Raw genomic sequence first — 18,101 nt, forward strand, 5'->3', positions numbered from 1 at the left:
AGGCCGGCGTGCCGGTGGAGGGCGTGGTCATGCCGCCACCCCCAGCGCGATCCGGGCGAAGACGCGCAGCGAGTCGGTGCCGGGCGCGAAGTACCCGCTGTGGCCGCCGGCCCGCTCGGCGGGCACGAGCCGTGCGCCGAAGGCAGGGGCGGCCGGGTCGGCTCCGTGCCCGAGGCCGAGCACCCGCACGTGCGGGACACGGCCGATCCAGTCGTCCGCGCTCCTGGCGGCCCATACCCGCGCCGTCGTCCGCAGGTCCCCGACGCCGTCCGCGCGCATGCCGGGCGACCCCGCGACGACGATGTCGGCGGCGGGCATGTCCTGCGCGGCCAGTCCGCACACCACCGAGCCGTAGCTGTGGCAGAACACCGCCGGCCTCGGCGCACCCGCCGCCACCAGACCCCGCACGAAGCGGGCCAGCCGCGGCGCACCCGCCTCGGCGAGTCGGCCGGTGGCGGCGTCCGGGCCGAGTCCGACCGGGGTGGTGTACCCGGCCCAGGCGACGACGGCCGTGCGGCCCTCGGTGGCGGCGTACAGGGAGCGGGCCATACCGGTGGGCGTGCCGTACCGGTCCCCGGCGCGGTCGAAGGTGTCCAGGTCGATGTCGGAGCCGGGCACCACCACCGCGACGTGATCCGCGCGGGTCAGGTCACCGTGAACCTCGGCCACCTGGCCGCGCCCGCGCGGATCGAAGGCGATGATCCGCCGTCCGCCCGTCCCGCCGCCGAGCAGCCCCGCACAGCGGTCGGCGCGGGCGCGCGCCGCCTCCCGTTCCGGCTCGGTGAGCGCCGGATCCTGGGCGCGCGCCCGCTGCCGGTCGCGTTCCTCCGTGAGCGCCAGCGCGTTCGCCTCGTACCGCAGAGGGACGGGCACGCCGTCGAGGTTGCCCACCACCAGAGGGTGCCGGTGGACCAGCGCGCGCCGCTGCTGCGGTCCGAGGCGGGCGAAGAACGCCGCCACCCGGCCGGGCGAGGCGGTGGCGGGGTCGGGCAGAGGCCCGAGACCACGGTCGGCGCGCCAGGCGCTCGTGCCGGGGACGGGGCCGGTGACCGCCCGCTGCTCTCCGCCGGCCGCCAGGCCCGTGGTGCCGGCCACCACGCACGCCGTGAGCGCGACGGCGACCACGGTCCGCCTGCCACGCCTCTTCCAGATCCCCGCCCGCAGCCGCATGGTCCGTCTCCCCTGTGTGTCCGTCTGTCGCGTCGACGGAGGGAAGGTAGGGAGACGCCCTGCCGTCGGGCGTCACGCCGGGGAGCCACATCACGGGTGCTACCCCGGTCCGGCCTGCGAGGCGCGGGTGCTACCGGGGTAGGGGGTGGTGCGTGGAGTCCTCGCCCGCCGCCGGCAACGACATCGCGCCGCTGCCGGCATCGGACACAGAGCAGTTGCGGCGTTTCCAGGACGCGGACACCGCTCTCAACCGCATCGGCAACAACCTCACCCAGATCGCGCGGGCAGTGAATGCTGGGCAGGAGGTGCCACGGCAGCAGCTCGCTGCGCTTGTGCAACGTGTGGTCGAGGCGGCGCCGACCCTCATGGAGGCAGGCGCGGACATCGCCCGAAGCCGAGTCCACCGATGATTGCCAAGGCGGCCGGGCGAGGCTCGCGCACCTATGGCCTGGGGGCCTGCGCAGCGACGTCCACGGCGGCTGCCGGCCGGGCGTTTCACCCGGCCGGCGGTCCCGGTCGGTGTCCCTCACCCGCCGGTACGCAAACGCTCCAGCAGCTTGCGCGTCCGCCCGGTGTCGTGGTGGCCGGGTTCCAGGAGGCGCTCCTGGTCGGCGAGCACGCGGGTGGCGAGCAGGCCGGCCTCGTCCGTGCGGCCCAGCGCCTGGAGCACGACCGCCGTCTCGTGCCGGTGGCGGAGCGTCTCCGGGTCGTCCGGGCCGAGGGTCTCCGTCCGGCCGGCGACGGCCCGCTCGAGCAGCCGCAGGGCCTCCTCGTGGCGTCCGGCCGCGGCGTAGGAGAGGGCCAGTTCGTAACAGGCCGTGAAGACCCGTATATGGCGGGGCCCTTCGACGACTTCGAGGCGGTCGAGAACGTACTCCCTCAGGTCCAAGGCTTCCTGGATCCGCCCGGTCGCGTGGAGCGCGTGGGCAAGCTCGCCGCGCGCCTCCATGGTCCGCCGCCCGTCGGGGCCGAAGAGCCGCTCCAGGCCGTTCACGGCTCGTTCGGCGTGGCGGAGGGCCTGGCGGGCGTTGCCGGCCTCCCGGTGCGCCGTAGCGGTCACGAGCAGCATCAGGAGCGTGCCGGGGGCGTCCGGGCCCAGCACGCCCAGGCACTCCGCGAGGGTCGCCTCACCGAGCCGCACGCCCTGCCCGGCGAGCCCCGCCTCGGTGTGGAGCAGGACGAGATCATGCCGCAGGTTGAAAACGGCGGAGTCCTCGACGTCCTGGGCGCGCGGTCGCCGGCCGAGGAGTTCCGAGCAGACCTGGATCGCCTCGCGTGGGCGGCCGGTGGACGCCTGTGCCACGGCGAGGCTGTGGCGGGCCCTCCGCGTGTGCTCGTCGTCCGCGCCGAACAGCGTGGTCAGCTGCTCGACCGCGTCCCGCAGGTGGCGGACGGCCTCGGCTCCGCGCTCCGTGCAGCAGTGGGCGTGTCCCAGCCGGACACGGGTCTCCACCGTTTCCGGGGCGTCGGCGCCGTGCGTGCGTTCCCGGTCGGCGAGCAGCTCGGCCAGGACGTCGAGCGCGTCCTGCTCACGGCCGTCGCACTCGTAGGCCGCCGCCAGGTCGGCGCGGGCGTCGAGGGTGGCGGGGTGCCGGGGTCCCAGCGCCGACGTCACCCGCCGCAGGTGTTCCTCGGCGTGGGCGACGGACTCCTCGAAGAAGCAGTCCTCGAACAGGCTCTCGCCGTGCAGGGCGAGCAGTGGATGCGGCTCGGGGGTCCACAGGGCGTCGCCGCCGAGGCCGTCGAGGACCCGCGCGTTGGCCCGCAGCGCCGAGCGGAGGAAGAGGTCGGTCTCGAGCAGGCCGAGCACCGCGAACCACTGGGTCAGCGTGTCCGCGGCCAAGCGGGCTAGGTCCGGGGCCTCCTGACGGGGGATGTCCGCCCGGACGACGGCGTTCACCGGGCCGCACGTCCGCACCGCCCGTGGTTCCTCCGCCTCGTCGGGGTCGAGGGCGATGAGGCCGTAGGCCCGCAGGAGGTCGGCGGACTCCCGGAACCGCCGGTCCTGCCGGGAGCGGGACACGCGCAGCAAGTTCCTTCCGCCCCGGCCCAGCAGGGCGTACAGGTGGCTGCGGACGGCCTCGGTCCGCCACAGCCCCAGTGGGTGGCCCTGGGGATCGAGGTGGGCGGCGAGGCGTACGAGGGCCAGGGCGAACCGCGTCCGGTCGGCCTCCTCGACCGCCCGGAGGGCCAGGAGGGTGGCGGCGGCGACGGCCCGCTCGCCGGGGTCGCGCAGCGCGAGGTGGGAGGTGTCCACGCCGCGCAGGCGCTCGAGGTAGTCCTCGACGGTGCACCCCTGCTGCCCGATGTAGGCGGCGGCGAGCGCGAGGGCGGCCGGGAAGCGGTGCAGGCGCTCCACGAGCACGGCGGCCGTGCCCTTCTCGTACAGGTCGCCGCGCCCCTCCTCGATGAGCCGTTCGTGCAGGTAGGCCATGGCCTCGCCCGGGGAGAAGGGCTCGAGCCGCACCACCCGCCGGCCGTCGGCGGCCTCGGTCGGGCCGTCGTCCCGGGTGGTCACCACGACCCGGATGCCGGGTGGGCCGCCCTGCGGGAGCCAGGGCGCGATGTCGTCCAGGCCGCCCGCACCGTCCAGGACGACCAGCCAGCGGCGGCCGGTCACCGCCAGCCACTTGAGGAAGACCTCCGCGGCCACGCGGGGGTTGTGGAGGGGAGCGCCGGGGATGGCGAGGCGGACGGCGGCCTCGGCGTAGGTCTCGACGATTTGCAGGGGGGACGCCGAGGCGTCGGCCCACACCAGCAGGTCCAGGCCGTCGTCCCAGAACCTGGCTGCCAGCGACGCCGCGAGCTGCGTCTTGCCCACCCCGCCGGGCCCGGTGACGACCAGGCAGTGGTCGATCTCCTTCCAGGCCGCGCCGCGGGTCACCAGGGCGGGCGCGAGTGCGGGGAACCTCCCGATCACGACGGGTCCCTCGACACGGGGGCGCGGGGCGCCGTCCGTCCCATCGTCCCGAAGGTTCTTGCGACCGGATCTGCCTGCCACGCGTCGTCCCCCTGGTCCCCCGCACGGTACGGGTCATGTCGACTCGGGGGACAACATCGCACAGCCGCTCCCCGTCGTCGTCCCCGGGGGCGTACGGTGTCCCCGGCAGTTCCGAGCGCGGCAGCCGCCCTGAGATCGCCTCCTCCGCCGGCCCGGTTGGTCAGCGGTGTGGCGCTCGCGCGCTCCAGGACCCGGACTCCAAGCCACCGCGAAGATCCGCATGAGGAGTTTTTGGTGATCCGGATGGCGTATCAGCAGACCGGCGCCTACGTGCAGCACGGTCGCGAGCATCTCCACGGTGCGGACCTCGTAACCGTCAAGCGCACCGACCTGCGCTGGTACTACTTCTTGTCCGATCTCACGTTCACCATCGGAGAGGTCGAGTTGAGCCCGCCATGGTCATGGACACCCGCTTTCGACTTCCTGTGGTCCATGAAGGGGGCGCTCGAACATGTGGAGCGGGGCGAGCGCACCACGATCGGCTTCACCGAGAACGCTGAGTTGATCAGACTCCTTCCGGACGGCGAGAACGTCAGAGTCTCCTGTACCTACACCATGGCCGAGGCGGTCTGCGGCATCAGTGATCTCAGAGATGCCTGGCGTGGGTTGCGTGACACCGTACTGGCCAAGGTCACCGGAGATCACCCCAGGTTCGCGGACAACCCGGTACTCGCGGAACTCCAGCTCTGACGCGTGCCAGGCCAAGGCCGACTCCCACTGCCACGGGGCTCCGGTCCTCGGTGGTCACCGCCCCCGCCGACCTGCGGTGCCGGCCAGGTAGATGCCGAAGGGGAGGGCAGCCGCGAACGCGGGGGCCCAGCAGCGGGGTGAGGACGTGGCCCCGGTGGCTCAGCCGTCGTGGATTTCGACGAACCGGCTCGCCCACGCTTGGAACCGGTCGTCGTGTTCCTTCCGTGCGGCCCACTGCGCGTCCACGTCCGCCACCGGTCCGAGTCCGAAGGTCTCGTTGAGCCAGGTGACGAACTCCTGATGGGCCTGTCTGTGCTCCTCATCGGCGTCGCCGGGGGCCAGAAACCCGTACTCGCCGTACGGCTCCCGGTCGAGGGCGAGCAGCTGGAACAGCTCCCGCAGGTTTCGGGCGACGACGTACAGGTCGCCCTCGTCGCCGACCAGGACGACCGGCAGCGAACCCAGGTCCTCCCGGCCGTCGCACCGCCACAGCGCGTAGCCCGACCCGGAGCCGTTGGCCATGCCGAAGGGGAGGAAGCGGTCGAGGAACTCCGGGTCCTCGGACCAGGTGCAGAGTTCATCGGCCGCCGATGCCTCGGCGGCCTCGAAGCCGGACGCGTAGTACACACGCCGCCCGAGCCCTTCCTCGAACTCCTTGAGGAGCCTCAGTTCCGGAATCGACGCGAACGCGAACACCTCGGACTTCCCGCTCACCGCGTACCTCTCGCCTGGCGCAACGCTGCTTGAACAATGCTTGTCCGCACACTAGTTGCGAGGGGTCACGGGCCGTCGAGGGGGGAACGCGAGAGTGGCCTCCCGGAAAGCGTCGCGGCATCTTGCGGCTCACGTCCGGCGGTGACTCGACCTCACCGGTGGTCGGCAGCAACAGGTGCCGGGTGGCCAGGGTGGTGCCGACGGGGAGGCCAGGAGCCCTCGTTCAAGAGGTGGCTGAGGATCCTGAACGCTTCATCGAGCGGCACGGTGTCCTCGTTCGCGTACCCGTCGTGCTGGCCGTTGGCGAGAACGAAGCCCGCACTCGAACCCTCCGCTGACACGTATCTTCCCCGGTCTTGCCTGCCGATCAAGATGACAGAACTCAGGACAACCGCTCGCCGCGGGATCAGCCGGCGTCGCCCGGCGCGACGAGGCCGGACTCGTAGGCGAAGATCACCGCCTGCGCCCGGTCGCGCAGGTGCAACTTGGCGAGCACGCGCCCGACATGCGTCTTCACCGTCTGCTCGGCGAGCACGAGCCGTCCGGCGATCTCCTGGTTGGAGAGCCCGCGGGCGATCAGCTCCAGGACCTCGGTCTCGCGGGGCGTGAGCGCGTTGAGGCGCAGCGCGGGGTTCTGGCGGGGGACGGGGCGCTGCTTGGCGAAGTCCGCGATGAGACGGCGCGTGACCGACGGCGCGAGCAGCGCGTCGCCGGAGGCCACCACCCGCACCGCCGCGATCAGGTCCGCGGGCGGCGCGTCCTTGAGCAGGAAGCCCGAGGCGCCGGCCCGCAGCGCCTCGTACACGTAGTCGTCCACGTCGAACGTGGTCAGCATCAGCACCCTCGGCCGGTGCACCACACCCGGCGGCGGATCCAGCAGCGCGCGGGCCGCCGCCAGCCCGTCCATCTCCGGCATCCGCACGTCCATGAGCACCACGTCGGGCAGGACGGAGCGGCTGACCTCGACGCCCTGCCTGCCGTCCGGCGCCTCGCCCACCACGTCGATGTCCGCCTGCGCGGCGAGCAGCGCGGCGAAGCCGGCCCGGACCATGGCCTGGTCGTCGACGATGATCACGCGGATGGTCACGGTGTTCCCTTCGGAAGGACGGCGTCGTGGGCCTCGTCGGTGTCGTCGGCGTGCTCCGCCTGTTCGGCGTGCCCCGCGTGTTCGGCGTCACCGGCGCGCAGGGGGAGGCGCGCTGCCACGCGGAAGCCGCCGTCCGGCAGCGGCCCCACGTCGAGCGTGCCGCCGGTCAGCCGTACGCGTTCGCGCATCCCGACCAGACCGTGCCCCGTGCCGTCGCGCTCCAGCGGGGCGGCGATCGGCTGCGGCGCGGGGCCGTTGACGACCAGCGCGGTCAGGTCGGTTCCGTCCGAACTCACCGACACCTCGGTCGGCGCCCCGGGGGCGTGCCGCACCACGTTGGCGAGGGCCTCCTGCACGATGCGGTAGGCGGACAGGTCCACGGCCTGGTCCATGTCGCCCAGGTCGGCGGCGAGGGACAGTTCGGCGGGCACCCCGGCCCGCACGGTCGCCTCCACCAGTTGCTGCAGCCGGTCGATCCCGGGCTGCGGAGCCCGTTCGCCTCCGGCGTCCTCGTTGCGCAGGACGACGAGCAGCCTCCGCATCTCGTGGAGCGCCTCGCGCGCGCCCGCGGCGATGCCGGCGAACTCCTCCTGGGCCTCCGGTGGCAGGTCCTGGATGCGGTAGGGCGCCGAGTCCGCCTGCACCGTGATCACCGACATGTGGTGGGCCACGACGTCGTGCAACTCCCGTGCGATACGCGCCCGTTCCTCGAGGAGAGTGCGTCGGGCGCGTTCGGCCTCGTTGATGGTCTCCTGCTCGGCGAGCCGTCGCCGAGCCTCGCCGCGCGAACGCAGGGCGTAGGTCAGGGCCAGGGTGATGCCGCCGAGCACGAAGAGCAGCAGATGGATGCCGTCGGCCCGGCGTTCGCCGACGGTTTCGAAGAAGAGCCCCGCCGCGCCGGTGGCGAGCCAGACCGCGATCAGGGTGCGGCGCGACTCGCGAAGCCCCAGCAGCGCCATCAGCGGCACATGGCCCACCACGATCATGGGGGTCCACGGCCAGCTGCGGCCGTCGGCGCCCGACCCGGCCATCAGCACCAGGCCGCCCAGGACGTCCGCCGTGAAGATCACCCACCAGGCCGGCAGCGGGCGGGTCAGGGCGAGGAGGAGAGGGGCGGTCTGCGCGGTGGCGAGCGCGCCGGCCGTCGCCCCGTTCACGTCGTAGTCCTGGACGAGGACGGTGACCGTGACCGGCAGCAGGGAGGCGACGAAGCCGAGCACGAGAACGTACGGCAGGAGGCGGACCCACCACGTGCGCGCCCCGGCGAGCGGGGGCCTGCGGAGGTCGGACGGCACCGCGAGCGCCTGCCCGGTCTCCCGCAGCTCCTCGCGCAGCGCCGCCAACCAGGCTCCGCGGGTGGGAGGTTGGGGCTGGAGCGGACCGGATTCCATGAGGTGATCAGGGTATGCGGACACCCGGGGGGTGTCACCCCTGCCCCGTCGGACGCACTTCCCCGGCATACGCTGCCGGACATGGACAAGGAACGTGCCGTGGGGGCCGTGCTGGGGGCGGCGGTCGGCGACGCGCTGGGCGCGCCCTTCGAGTTCGGACCGCCGGGTGCGTTCAGCGCCCGCTTCCCCGAACCGGGAGCCGGCGGCGAGATGTGCGGCGGAGGCGGCTGGGACCCGGGGGAGGCCACCGACGACACGCAGATGGCCGTCCTGATCGGCGAATCGCTCCTCGAACGCGCGGGTCTCGACCTGCCCGACGTCTTCGCCCGCTTCCAACGCTGGGCCCGCGGCGAGCCCAAGGACATCGGGCTGCAGACCGAGGACGTCCTCACCAACGGCCTGCCCTGGGACCAGGCCGCCGCCCTCCACTTCCAGGTCAACCTCCGCGCCGCGGGCAACGGTTGCCTGATGCGGGCCTCCGTGCCCGCCGTCGCCTTCGCCCGCCGGGGGCGGCGGGCCACCATGGACGCCGGACGCCGGCTCGCCGCCCTCACCCACGGCGACCGCGCCGCCTGGGAGGGCACCGCGATCCTCCACGAGCTGGTGCGGGTCGCCGTCGACGGCGGCGACCCGCTCGACGCGATCGACGACGTCCTGGCCGAGGTCCCCGCCCCCACCGGGAGCGGTACGCCACGGTCCTGGCCCCGGACTGGCACCCCGACCTGGCCACCGAGTTCAACGGAGCCGTCTGGCCGTGCCTCGGCTCCGCCGTGTGGGCGCTGCGCACCACGAGCGGCTACGAACAGGCGGTGCGCGCCGCCGTCGACCTCGGCGGCGACACGGACACCGTCGCCGCGGTCACCGGCACCCTCGCCGGAGCGCGCCACGGAGCCGCCTCCGTCCCGGACCGGTGGACGGCGCCGCTGCACGTGCCGCTGCCGGGATGGCCGGGACGGGTCCTCCGGGCAGCAGAACTGGCCGCCCTCGCAGAGGAGTTGGCCGGCTGAGGGCAGGCCCGTGCGGCCGGGGCCGGGGGCCGCGGTGTCACTCCCCGGTGGCCCCGTCGGTCAGTTCCCGGACCACGTCCAGATGACCGGCGTGCCGGGCGTACTCCTGCAACACGTGGAAGGCGATCCAGGACAGGGTGGGAGCGGGCCCGGCGGTGAACCGGCCGCCGGTCGCGGCCCGGGCGTCGAGCGGCCGGGAGGCCAGCACCTGACGGGTGCGCTCCCCGCCCGCGTGCAGCCGGGCGACCAGGTCCCCGGCCGTGACACCCTCCGGCACCGACCAGCGCCCGTCGTCCCCCCGGTCGCCCCACGGCTCCTCGACGGGCTCCGCCAGGAACCCCCAGACGAACCACCGCCGCTCCATGTGGACCAGGTGGCACAACAGCTCGAGCGGCGTCCAGCCGGAGGCCAGCCGCGAGGTCCGCAGCTGCTCGTCGGAGAGGCCGGAGACCTTCCGCTCCACCACGGCGCGGTAGTAGTCCAGGTACGCCACGAACTGCGCGGACGGGTCGGGGGTGTCGAGCCGCGGCTCGGTGTCGGGGAGGGCCATGCCGACACGCTACGGCACCCGTCCGCGTCCCGCGCTTGACCTCAACCTCGCTCGAGGTCGCACGCTTTCCGCATGACCGCGACCACCGCGCACGAGAACGCCCACACCTACGACGACCTGCCCCGGCTGATGGCCCTGATGACCGGGGACGAGAAGCACGGCCCCGCCGCCACCTCCACCCTCGACGTCCTGTGGGTGCTGTACGACGGCGTCCTGCGGGTGTCGCCCCAGCGGGCGCGGGACCCGGAGCGGGACCGGTTCCTGCTCTCCAAGGGGCACGGTCCGATGGCCTACTACGCCGTCCTCGCCGCCAAGGGCTTCCTCCCCGTCGAGTGGCTGCCCGGCTTCGGTTCCTACGACTCCCCGCTCGGCCATCACCCGGACCGCACCCTGCTGCCCGGCGTGGAGATCGGCAGCGGATCGCTCGGCCACGGCCTGCCCGTCGCGGTGGGCGAGGCCCTGGGCCTGCGCGCCCAGGGGCTCACCGATCCGGCGGTGTGGGTGCTGACCGGCGACGCCGAACTGGACGAAGGCAGCAACCACGAGGCCCTCGCCTTCGCCGGCCCGGCGGGACTGGAGAGGCTGCACGCCGTCGTCGTGGACAACTCCTCGGCCAGTCACGCCCGGCCCGACGGCATCGCCGCCCGCTTCGAGGCGGCCGGGTGGTCCGTCGTCACCGCGGACGGCCATGACCACGAGGCACTGTACGAGGCCTTCACCCGGCCGCACGCCGGCCGCCCGCACGCCGTCGTGGCGCGGGTGCGGTCCAAGAACGTCTGACGGGCGAAGAACGTCCGACGCACGGAACTCGAACGCAACGGGAACGGGAGAACCCCTGATGGACACCATGCGCGACCGCTTCGCCCCCGTCATGACCCGACTGCTCGACGAGGACCCCCGGGTCGCCGTGGTGCTCGCCGAGATCGGCCGGGACGGCTTCACCGACGCGACCCGCCGCCACCCCGACCGGGTGATCAACGTCGGCATCCGCGAACAACTGCTGATCGGGGCCGGGGCGGGCCTGGCCCTGACGGGCATGCGGCCCGTCCTGCACACCTTCGGCAGCTTCCTGGTGGAGCGGCCCTTCGAGCAGGTGAAGCTGGACCTCGGCCACCAGGACGCCGGCGCGGTCCTGGTGAGCGCCCTCGGCTCCTACGACTGGCCGGCCGGCGGCTTCACCCACATGTCGCCCGGCGACGTGGCGCTGCTCGACACCCTCGACGGCTGGACCGTGCACGTGCCCGGGCACCCCGACGAGGCCGAGACCCTGCTGCGGCAGGCAGTCGGAGCCGGCGACGACAAGGTCTACGTCCGCCTCTCCGCCCAGACCAACGACGACGCCCACCCCGTGGACGGCTCGCGCCCGCTGACCGTGCGCCGCGGCGGAGCGGGCGTGGTGGTCGCCGTCGGACCCATGCTCACCCCCGTGCTCGAGGCCACCGAGGGCCTGGACCTCACCGTCCTGTACGCGACCACCGTGCGGCCCTTCGACGCCCGGACCCTGCGGGAGGCCACCGAGGCGGCCGGGACCGACGTCGTCCTGGTCGAACCGTACCTGGCCGGCACCTCCACCCCGGCCGCGGCCGACGCCCTCGCCGACGTCCCGCACCGCGTCCTCGGCCTCGGTGTCGGCCGCCGGGAGCTGCGCCGCTACGGCACCATGCCCGAACACCTCGCCGCCCACGGCCTGGACCCGGCCGGACTGCGGGGGCGGATCGTCCGGTTCCTGGACGCGGGGCGCAAGCGTCGATCATGATGATCGATCAGCGTGAGCGACCGGGAGACGATCGACGGGTGGGGAGCACGGTGGGGGAGCAGGCGCCGACATGGCCGGCCGAGGCGGACGGCGAGGCCTGGGAAGGGGTGGACGCCGAGGCGCTGCGGCGTGCGGTGCGCCGGCAGTCGGCACGGCCCGTCGCCGGTGTCGAGGACATGGCCTCCTACCTCGAGGCGCAGGTGGCGGACACCTCCCACCGCGAGGTGCTCGGGCCCCTCCTCGACGGCGGCGGCCCCAGCGGTCTCGTCGTGCGCCGGGGCGCCGTCCTCGCCTCCTGGGGCGATCCGGACCGCGTCGAGATGGCGTTCAGCGCCACCAAGAGCGTGCTGTCGCTGGCCGCGGGACCGGCCTTCGACGACGGGCTGCTCGACCTGGACGAGCCGGTGTCCCGGGTACTGACGCTCCCGCAGTTCGCCGAGGGGCACGCCCGGGACATCACCTGGCGGCACCTGCTCGACCAGACCAGCCAGTGGGAGGGCGAACTCTGGGGCAAACCGACCCGCGTCGACGCCCAGAGCACCCACGGCGCCGGTCTCGTCGGCGGGCCGCCGGGCAAGGGCTGGGCCTACAACGACGTCCGGGTCAACCTGGCCGCCCTCGCCCTCACCGCGCTGTACCGCCGCCCGCTGGACGAGGTGCTGCGCGAACGCGTCATGACGCCGGCCGGCGCCTCGGACAGCTGGTCCTGGCACGGCTACCGCAACGCCCGCCTGCCCCTGGCCGACGCGGTCCTGCCCGTCGTGTCCGGCGGCGCCCACTGGGGCGGCGGCCTGTGGATCAACGCCCGCGACCTCGCCCGCCTCGGGCAGCTCTGCCTCGACGGCGGCCGGTGGGGCGGGCGCCGGGTGCTGTCGTCCCGCTGGATCGACGAACTGTGGACACCCGGCGCCGTCAAGCCCGACTACGGCCTGTCCTGGTGGCTTCAACGACCACCGCACCGTATGGCCGTCCGCCCCCGCCACCGGCCGGTGCGCCCGCGGCAACGGGGGCACCCACCTGCTCTGGGTCGACCCCGCCCGCGACCTCGTGCTCGCCTCCCACTGGGGCGCGGACCCGGCCGTCCTGCTGGCGGAGGTCTCGGCGGCGGTGCCGGCGGGCTGAACCCTCAGCTCCTGCCCTCCAGCGCCGCCAGCAGCTCCCGCTCGCGGGCCTGGCTCAGCCCCGCCCTCCGGGGCCGGTCCAGGCCCGACTCCCGTTCCGTGACGAGGGTGTCGGCGAGCATCTCCTCGTACGGGCGGTGCCGCAGCCCGGCCGCCCGGGCCGCCGTACCGGCCCGTGCCAGCCAGCCGTCCGAACCCTCCTCGACCAGCCACAGCGGCAGCGACTCCTCGCCCGCCCACTGGGCCACGCCCTGCTCCAGCAGCCAGTCGGAGGGCGCGCCCACCAGCGGACCCGTGTGGCCCCCCGCGGCGCGCGCCGCCTCGATCCACTCGGCGAAGGAGATCCGCGGGCCCACCGTGTCGTACACCCCCGTCACGCCCTTCTCCGCGGCCTCCACCAGCCACAGGGCCAGGTCCCGTACGTCCACCACCTGCACCGGGGCGTCAGGGAGGGCGGGCACCAGCATCGGCTCCTCCGAGGCCCGTGCGGCCCGCGCCACCCAGTAGCCGGCCCGGTCGCTGGCGTCGCCGGGACCGCCGATCAGCCCGGCCCGCGCCACCAGCAGCCGGTCGCCGACCGCTTCCCGGCACGCGGCCTCGCAGGCCACCTTCGCCTCGCCGTACACCTCCCGGTCGGCCTCGTCCCTGTCGGTGGGGGCGAGCAGCTCCGCCGACTCGTCCGCGCCCAAGGTCGCGTGCGAGGCGTACACGTTGCCCGAGGAGACGTACGACCAGTGACGGGCACGTTCCCCCAGCGCCGCCAACGCACCCCGCACGAAGCCCGGTTGCCACGAGACGTCGAACACCGCGTCCCACTCCTGCGCGGGCAGCGCCTCGTACGCGGACGCCTTGCGCCGGTCGCCCACGACCAGGCGCGCCCCCTCCGCGATGCCGCCGCTCTCCCCACGCGCCAGACAGGTCACCCGGTGCCCGCGCTCCAGCGCCTGCCGTGCGATCTCGCGGCCCAGCCATGCGGTACCGCCCAGAACCAGAATCTCCATGACCGGAGCAAAGCAGGCCACGGGCCCGCTGCCCAGCGAATCTGCCCAGGGCAGATCATCCGCCGGCCGCGCCGCCCGGCGCCGGCGCGTAGTGGGCGGCCACCGCGGGCTGGCCGGTGCGTCCCGGCCCCGCGTCCGGGTCGGCGCCGAGGTGACGGAACGGCAGCACCGGGCGCCGGCCGCCCTCGAGGACCAGCAGCGACCGCGACCGGGAGTGGCGGAACCCGGCGGCGCGCAGGGCCGCCAGCGCGGCCGGTCCGGCCGGCGAGCCGTCCGCCCAGCGGATCAGCCCCGGGTCGAAGTGGGCCAGCAGAAGGCCGTCCGGGGTCAGCCAGGTCGCGGCCCGGGCCAGCAGCCCCAACGGGTCGCCCACGTAGTGCAGGCCGTGCACGCAGGTGACCAGGTGCTGGGCGCGGTCCGGCGCCCAGGCGGAGACCGAGGCGGTCACCAGCTCCACCGTGGCGGGCAGCGGCGCCGGGAACATCGGCCCCACCAGGTCGACGCCGGTGAGCACCGCGTCCGCGGGCAGGACCGCCGCGGCCTCGCACAGCGCCCTGCCCTCCCCGCTGCACAGGTCCAGCCAGCAGGGCGCGGTGCGCCCGGCGAGCGCGTCCAGCGGATCCCTGCCGAGCTCGCGGGCGTAGCTGTTCACCCCGGACAGGCCGCGCCCGCGGTTCATGGTGGTGTTGGCGACCACCCACGACTGCTCCAGTTCGGCCGTGGAGACCGTGCGAGGCGTTGTCATGCGCCCATTGTGCGAGACGACGTCACGCGCCCGCGCCGGGCCCGTCGCCGGGCCGCGGCACGGTCCGGGCCGCCGGTATTCGCTTGCTCCGGCCCCGGGCCGGCCCTACGGTGCGCGCCATGATCGTCGAAGAACCCCCCGCCGCCCTGACCGCCTACCGCCGCCTCAACGACGAGGTGTTCCGCGCCTACGAGGAAGGTCGCCTGCAGGACGGCATCCGCCTCCTTGTCGCCGCGCCGCCCTCGACGCTGCCCTGGCGGGCCGAGCTGGCCTACCTGCTCGCCTGCCTTCAGGGCGCCGCGGGGCGTCCCGGCGAGGCGCTGGACACGCTGCGGGAGGCCCTCGCGGAGGGCGGCTGGTGGGACCCGGCGGTGCTGGACGGCGAGGAGGACTTCACACAGGTGCGCCGGCTGCCCGCCTTCGCCGCGCTGCGCGAGACGTCGGCCGGGCGCTGGAACGAGGCCCTGACGATGTCCCGGGACCACGACGTCCTGGTGCGGCCCGGCACGCTCCCGGCGCGCGGCGTGCTCCTCGCCCTGCACGGCGCCGAGGAGTCGGAACAGGACGCGCTGAGGGCCTGGCGGCCCGCCCTGGAGGCGGGGTTCGCGGTGCTGGCGGTGCGCTCCTCCTGGCGCACCTCGCCCCGCTACCGGACCTGGCCGCGCACGCCGCGGGCGCTCGAGGAGGTCGACGCCGCGATGGCCGCGCACGCCGGTGAGGTCGCGGGCCTCCCGCTGACGGTCGCCGGGTTCTCGGCCGGCGGGCGGGTCGCGCTGCAGTGGGCGCTGTCCCGGGAGCCGGGGGAGGTGGCCCGTGTCGTCGCGGTCGCCCCGGCGATCTCCGTGGCGGAACTGCCACAGGCCCCGCACCTCCCCGGGCGGACCCACCTGGTCGTCGGGGCGCGGGACGACCTGCTGGACGACGTGCGCGAGGTCGCGGGCCGTCTCGCCGGCTGCCGGCTGGAGGTGGTGGAGGGAGCCGGCCACGAGGTCCCCGCCGAGGCGATCCGCCGCGTCCTGGCCTGACGGGGGTCGCGCCCGGCCCCGGGATCCGCCGGCCGCGCCGTGGCCGGGTCGGTCCGACGGACGGGCCGGGGGCCGTGCGCGCTCACCCCGCCACGACGGCCGCGAAGGTGTCCGGCGCGTCGAACATGACGTTGTGCCCGGCGTCCGGCACGGTCACCACCCGCACCCCCGCCGCCTCCAGGTCCGCCCGGCCCTCCAGTTCGCCGCTCAGCGCGCCCTGCAGGTAGACCCGGTCCACGGTGAGGTCTTCGAGGACGCGGCGCATCGTGGGGCGCGAGCCACGGGCCAGACCGGCCGCGGACCGGTGCAGGGCCCGCGGGTCCGCCAGGCGCATGGTGGCCGCCCACCGGGGGCCCACGTGCTCCAGGGTCCGCGCGTACCCCTCGGTGAGGAACTCCTCCTCCGTGAACGACGTGATCCGGCTGCTCCCGGCCGTCACCGGCGGGTCCGGGTCCAGGTTCGCCTCGGTGAGGACCAGCCGGGACACGAGGTCGGGCCTGCGGCCGGCCAGCACGATCGCCACCGAACCGCCCATGCTGTGCCCCACGACCTCCGCCCCGCCGACGCCCGCGGCGTCGAGCGCCGCCGCGAGGGCGTCGGCGTGGTCCTCCAGGGAGTAGCCGAAGTCCGCCGGCCGGTCGCTGATCCCGTGGCCCGGCAGGTCGACGAAGAGGCTGCGCCGCCCGGCCACCTCGGGCCGCGCGGCGACATGCGCGTGGTACACGGCCGAGGCGGCGCCCAGCCCGTGGACGTACACCCGGGCCGGCTCCGCTCCGGGCGTCTCGGTCCAGCGGACCCGGCTGCCCCTGCCGTCGAACTCCACCTGTCGCACCGTCGCCACTCCTTTCCCGCCGGGGTCCGCCCCCGGCTCCGAACGGGTGGGAACGTCCACCCGCGAGTCGCACCATACATCGGTGTCGAGGTATGTCGCATCGGATGTACGTAAGAATGCCTCCATGCTCGAACTGGCCATCCTCGGTTTCCTCCGCGACGCCCCGCTGCACGGGTACGGACTGCGCAAGCGGCTGACCGCCCTGATCGGGCACGTGCGTCCCGTCGGCGAGAGCACCCTCTACCCGGCCATCAAGCGCCTGGAGAACGCGGGGCTGCTCGCCCGGACCACCGAACCGGGTTCCGCGGCCGCCCCTCGGCACGTGCTGACGCTCACCGACGCGGGCGCCCGGGAACTCGGCCGCCGACTCGCCGAACCGGAGCGACTGGACGTCACCGACGAGAACCGCTGGTTCACCCTGCTCGCCTTCCTCCGCCACCTGGACGACCCGGCCGCGCAGTCCGCCGTCCTGCGGCGGCGGCTGGACTTCCTCGAGGAGCCGTCCAGCTTCTTCCTCGACGGCGACCGCCCGCTGCGGGCGGAGGAGTTGGACGACCCGTTCCGGCGCGGTGTCCTCACCGTGGCCAGGGCGACCGGCCGGGCCGAGATCGCCTGGCTGCGGGAGACCCTGGCCGTGCTCGGGGCGGAGGAAGAGGAGCCGCCGGAGGGCTGACCGGTTGGCGCGATAGCTCATTGACCAGGAGTCGGCGGGCCAACTAGCGTCCCGGCGTGAAAAGCAGACAAGTCCTTCGGCACCGCGATTTCCGCCTCCTGGTCACCGGCGTCTCGGTCAGCGCCCTCGGCAACGCCGTCACCCCGGTGGCGCTCGCCTTCGCCGTGCTCGACCTGGGCGGTTCGATCACCGACCTGGGCCTGGTGGAAGCCGTCCTCGCGATCTGCCAGATCGTCACCATGCTCGCCGGAGGGGTTCTCGGCGACCGCTTCTCACGCAAGCTGATGATGCAGGGCGGGTCCGTCGCCAGCGCCGTGGTCATGGCGCTGCTCGCCGTGGTGGTGCTGCTGGACGCCGCCTCGATATGGCTGCTCGCCCTGCTCGGCGGTATCGCCGGCGTGGTCACGGCGCTCAGCCGGCCGTCCTCCAAGGCGATGACCCGGGTGGTCGTCCCGGAGGCCGACCTGGCGGACGCGGTGGCCACCCGCTCGCTGCTGGACAGCCTCTTCCGCACCCTCGGCTACGCCGTCGCCGGTCTGCTGGTCGCGGTGGTGGGCCCGGGGTGGGCCGTCATGGTCGACGCCGCCACCTTCACGGTGGCCGCCGTGGCCTTCGGCCGCCTGCGCGCCTCCAACGCCCGCGCGCCCCGCACGACGTCGCCACTCGCGGACCTCGGCGAGGGGTTCCGTGAGGTCACCCGCCACACCTGGCTGTGGCTGCTGGTGCTGCAGGCCCTGCTCTACCACCTGTTCTACGGCGGGGCGCAGGCCGTGCTGGGCCCGGTCGTGGTGGGCGAGGGGATGGGACGCAGCGCCTGGGGCTTCGTGCTCGCGGCCCTGATGGCCGGGTTCGTGGCCGGCGGACTGCTCGCCCTGCGGGTCAGGCCGGGCAAACCGCTGGCGACCGGAGTCGCGCTGCTCACGCTGACCGGCGTCTTCCCGCTCGCCATGGCGCTGTCGGACACGTTGTGGCCCGTCATGCTGGGCGCGTTCGTCCACGGCATCGGCCTGCAGATGTTCAGCGTCTACTGGGACCAGAGCATCCAGAGCCAGGTGCCGGAGGACAAGCTGGCCCGGGTGTACGCCTTCGACTCGGTCGGCTCCTTCGTGGCCAGGCCCCTCGGCCTCGCCCTGACCGGTCCGCTCGCGGCGGCGGCGGGGGTCGACGCCTGGCTTCTGGTGGTCGCCGCGGTCGTCTCCGGTTCGTCGCTGGCGGCCCTCGGGCTGCGGGACGTCCGCGCGTTGGAGCGGACGGTGCCCCAGAAGGTGTCCTGACGCCCCCGCGGCGGCCTGCCGCCGGACGCGCGACAGCGCCTCCCGCCCGGTCCCGGGACCGGGC

At 74.4% G+C, this 18,101-nt stretch carries 16 protein-coding genes and 2 pseudogenes; 9 read left to right on the forward strand and 9 right to left on the reverse strand.

Annotated features, from left to right (window positions below; translation table 11 throughout):
- Positions 1–27: 27 nt before the first annotated feature.
- Entirely contained in the window at positions 28–1,170 is a 1,143-nt protein-coding gene (locus ACFRAV_RS26165) for an alpha/beta hydrolase (RefSeq protein ID WP_382558700.1), read from the reverse strand.
- 152 nt (positions 1,171–1,322) lie between these two features.
- Between ACFRAV_RS26165 and mobC the strand changes: the two genes are divergently transcribed.
- Complete coding sequence (gene mobC / locus ACFRAV_RS26170; RefSeq protein WP_382558702.1) at positions 1,323–1,580, forward strand: plasmid mobilization relaxosome protein MobC; 258 nt, start codon at positions 1,323–1,325, stop codon at positions 1,578–1,580.
- Between the two features lie 116 nt (positions 1,581–1,696).
- Here mobC and ACFRAV_RS26175 read toward each other — a convergent pair whose 3' ends face one another.
- Positions 1,697–4,090 (reverse strand): tetratricopeptide repeat protein, encoded by a 2,394-nt coding sequence (locus ACFRAV_RS26175; protein WP_382558704.1) that lies wholly within the window; start codon positions 4,088–4,090, stop codon positions 1,697–1,699.
- A gap of 315 nt (positions 4,091–4,405) precedes the next feature.
- Between ACFRAV_RS26175 and ACFRAV_RS26180 the strand changes: the two genes are divergently transcribed.
- Positions 4,406–4,861, forward strand: a complete 456-nt coding sequence (locus ACFRAV_RS26180; protein WP_382558706.1) for a hypothetical protein — start codon at positions 4,406–4,408, stop codon at positions 4,859–4,861.
- Between the two features lie 159 nt (positions 4,862–5,020).
- Here ACFRAV_RS26180 and ACFRAV_RS26185 read toward each other — a convergent pair whose 3' ends face one another.
- From ACFRAV_RS26185 to ACFRAV_RS26195, 3 genes are all read right to left on the reverse strand, one after another.
- Positions 5,021–5,575, reverse strand: a complete 555-nt coding sequence (locus ACFRAV_RS26185) for a hypothetical protein (protein ID WP_382558708.1) — start codon at positions 5,573–5,575, stop codon at positions 5,021–5,023.
- A gap of 406 nt (positions 5,576–5,981) precedes the next feature.
- A complete protein-coding gene (locus ACFRAV_RS26190) occupies positions 5,982–6,662 on the reverse strand; it encodes a response regulator transcription factor (RefSeq protein ID WP_351117340.1) in 681 nt (226 codons plus the stop codon).
- A complete protein-coding gene (locus ACFRAV_RS26195) occupies positions 6,659–8,053 on the reverse strand; it encodes a sensor histidine kinase (RefSeq protein ID WP_382558711.1) in 1,395 nt (464 codons plus the stop codon). Before ACFRAV_RS26195 ends, ACFRAV_RS26190 begins: the two co-directional genes overlap by 4 nt.
- An 81-nt stretch (positions 8,054–8,134) precedes the next feature.
- Here ACFRAV_RS26195 and ACFRAV_RS26200 point away from each other — a divergent pair.
- A pseudogene (locus ACFRAV_RS26200) lies at positions 8,135–9,060 on the forward strand (ADP-ribosylglycohydrolase family protein).
- Positions 9,061–9,097: 37 nt separating this feature from the next.
- Here the strand turns inward: ACFRAV_RS26200 and ACFRAV_RS26205 are convergent.
- Positions 9,098–9,610 (reverse strand): DinB family protein, encoded by a 513-nt coding sequence (locus ACFRAV_RS26205; protein WP_382558713.1) that lies wholly within the window; start codon positions 9,608–9,610, stop codon positions 9,098–9,100.
- Between the two features lie 72 nt (positions 9,611–9,682).
- On the opposite strand from ACFRAV_RS26205, the gene ACFRAV_RS26210 reads away from it, so the two are divergent.
- The 3 genes and pseudogenes from ACFRAV_RS26210 to ACFRAV_RS26220 all read left to right on the forward strand — a co-directional run.
- The gene (locus tag ACFRAV_RS26210; protein ID WP_382558715.1) at positions 9,683–10,390 is read left to right on the forward strand and encodes a transketolase; all 708 of its coding nucleotides are present in this window, start codon (positions 9,683–9,685) and stop codon (positions 10,388–10,390) included.
- Positions 10,391–10,448: 58 nt separating this feature from the next.
- Complete coding sequence (locus ACFRAV_RS26215) at positions 10,449–11,366, forward strand: transketolase family protein (RefSeq protein WP_382558717.1); 918 nt, start codon at positions 10,449–10,451, stop codon at positions 11,364–11,366.
- A 320-nt stretch (positions 11,367–11,686) separates the two neighbouring features.
- A pseudogene (locus tag ACFRAV_RS26220) lies at positions 11,687–12,265 on the forward strand (serine hydrolase domain-containing protein); the annotation flags it as partial.
- 227 nt (positions 12,266–12,492) lie between these two features.
- Here the strand turns inward: ACFRAV_RS26220 and ACFRAV_RS26225 are convergent.
- Together ACFRAV_RS26225 and ACFRAV_RS26230 are read right to left on the reverse strand one after the other, a co-directional pair.
- The gene (locus ACFRAV_RS26225) at positions 12,493–13,488 is read right to left on the reverse strand and encodes an NAD-dependent epimerase/dehydratase family protein (protein ID WP_382558719.1); all 996 of its coding nucleotides are present in this window, start codon (positions 13,486–13,488) and stop codon (positions 12,493–12,495) included.
- Between the two features lie 55 nt (positions 13,489–13,543).
- The gene (locus ACFRAV_RS26230; protein ID WP_382558721.1) at positions 13,544–14,233 is read right to left on the reverse strand and encodes a class I SAM-dependent methyltransferase; all 690 of its coding nucleotides are present in this window, start codon (positions 14,231–14,233) and stop codon (positions 13,544–13,546) included.
- Positions 14,234–14,352: 119 nt separating this feature from the next.
- Here ACFRAV_RS26230 and ACFRAV_RS26235 point away from each other — a divergent pair, with 119 nt between their 5' ends.
- Positions 14,353–15,258: an alpha/beta hydrolase gene (locus ACFRAV_RS26235; RefSeq protein WP_382558723.1), complete on the forward strand. Its 906-nt coding sequence runs from the start codon at positions 14,353–14,355 to the stop codon at positions 15,256–15,258.
- Between the two features lie 82 nt (positions 15,259–15,340).
- Here the strand turns inward: ACFRAV_RS26235 and ACFRAV_RS26240 are convergent, their stop codons facing one another.
- Entirely contained in the window at positions 15,341–16,090 is a 750-nt protein-coding gene (locus ACFRAV_RS26240; protein ID WP_382558725.1) for an alpha/beta fold hydrolase, read from the reverse strand.
- A 124-nt stretch (positions 16,091–16,214) separates the two neighbouring features.
- Here ACFRAV_RS26240 and ACFRAV_RS26245 point away from each other — a divergent pair, with 124 nt between their 5' ends.
- Entirely contained in the window at positions 16,215–16,763 is a 549-nt protein-coding gene (locus tag ACFRAV_RS26245) for a PadR family transcriptional regulator (protein ID WP_382558727.1), read from the forward strand.
- Positions 16,764–16,819: 56 nt separating this feature from the next.
- A complete protein-coding gene (locus ACFRAV_RS26250) occupies positions 16,820–18,037 on the forward strand; it encodes an MFS transporter (RefSeq protein ID WP_382558729.1) in 1,218 nt (405 codons plus the stop codon).
- The last annotated feature ends 64 nt before the right edge of the window (positions 18,038–18,101 follow it).

The sequence above is a fragment of the Streptomyces sp. NPDC056600 genome, assembly GCF_042792855.1.
Taxonomy (GTDB): Bacteria; Actinomycetota; Actinomycetes; order Streptomycetales; family Streptomycetaceae; genus Streptomyces.

What these genes read in the sequence shown, in the direction of transcription:
- ACFRAV_RS26210 (WP_382558715.1), top strand. Translation starts at nt 9,683, where the DNA reads ATGACCGCGACCACCGCGCACGAGAACGCCCACACCTACGACGACCTG.
- ACFRAV_RS26225 (WP_382558719.1), bottom strand. Translation starts at nt 13,488, where the DNA reads ATGGAGATTCTGGTTCTGGGCGGTACCGCATGGCTGGGCCGCGAGATC.
- ACFRAV_RS26215 (WP_382558717.1), top strand. Translation starts at nt 10,449, where the DNA reads ATGGACACCATGCGCGACCGCTTCGCCCCCGTCATGACCCGACTGCTC.
- ACFRAV_RS26165 (WP_382558700.1), bottom strand. Translation starts at nt 1,170, where the DNA reads ATGCGGCTGCGGGCGGGGATCTGGAAGAGGCGTGGCAGGCGGACCGTG.
- ACFRAV_RS26205 (WP_382558713.1), bottom strand. Translation starts at nt 9,610, where the DNA reads ATGGCCCTCCCCGACACCGAGCCGCGGCTCGACACCCCCGACCCGTCC.
- ACFRAV_RS26245 (WP_382558727.1), top strand. Translation starts at nt 16,215, where the DNA reads ATGCTCGAACTGGCCATCCTCGGTTTCCTCCGCGACGCCCCGCTGCAC.
- ACFRAV_RS26230 (WP_382558721.1), bottom strand. Translation starts at nt 14,233, where the DNA reads ATGACAACGCCTCGCACGGTCTCCACGGCCGAACTGGAGCAGTCGTGG.
- ACFRAV_RS26235 (WP_382558723.1), top strand. Translation starts at nt 14,353, where the DNA reads ATGATCGTCGAAGAACCCCCCGCCGCCCTGACCGCCTACCGCCGCCTC.
- ACFRAV_RS26195 (WP_382558711.1), bottom strand. Translation starts at nt 8,053, where the DNA reads ATGGAATCCGGTCCGCTCCAGCCCCAACCTCCCACCCGCGGAGCCTGG.